General features: G+C 49.0%; 1 rRNA gene. It reads left to right on the top strand.

Annotation, left to right across the window (positions count from 1 at the left end):
• Nucleotides 1-610 (top strand): 23S ribosomal RNA (locus tag J502_RS16175); the annotation flags it as partial.

Below are 610 nucleotides of genomic sequence, written 5' to 3'. Positions count from 1 at the left end.
GGCAAATATCCTTTGATCCGGAGATGTCTGAATGGGGGAACCCACCTACTTTAAGGTAGGTATTGCAACATGAATACATAGTGTTGCAAGGCGAACGAGGGGAAGTGAAACATCTCAGTACCCTTAGGAAAAGAAATCAATTGAGATTCCCTCAGTAGCGGCGAGCGAACGGGGATCAGCCCATTAAGTTATGTGTGTTTTAGTGGAACGCTCTGGGAAGTGCGAACGTAGAGGGTGATATTCCCGTACACGAAAGGGCACACATAATGATGACGAGTAGGGCGAGGCACGTGAAACCTTGTCTGAATATGGGGGGACCATCCTCCAAGGCTAAATACTCCTGACTGACCGATAGTGAACCAGTACCGTGAGGGAAAGGCGAAAAGAACCCCTGTGAGGGGAGTGAAATAGATCCTGAAACCGCATGCATACAAGCAGTGGGAGCACCTTCGTGGTGTGACTGCGTACCTTTTGTATAATGGGTCAGCGACTTATATTCAGTGGCGAGGTTAACCGAATAGGGGAGCCGTAGAGAAATCGAGTCTTAATAGGGCGTCTAGTCGCTGGGTATAGACCCGAAACCGGGTGATCTATCCATGAGCAGGTTGAA

The sequence above is a fragment of the Acinetobacter sp. 1294596 genome (assembly GCF_000582925.1).
In the GTDB taxonomy this organism is placed as follows: Bacteria; Pseudomonadota; Gammaproteobacteria; order Pseudomonadales; family Moraxellaceae; genus Acinetobacter; species Acinetobacter radioresistens.
This window is presented reverse-complemented; position numbering and strand designations above follow the sequence as displayed.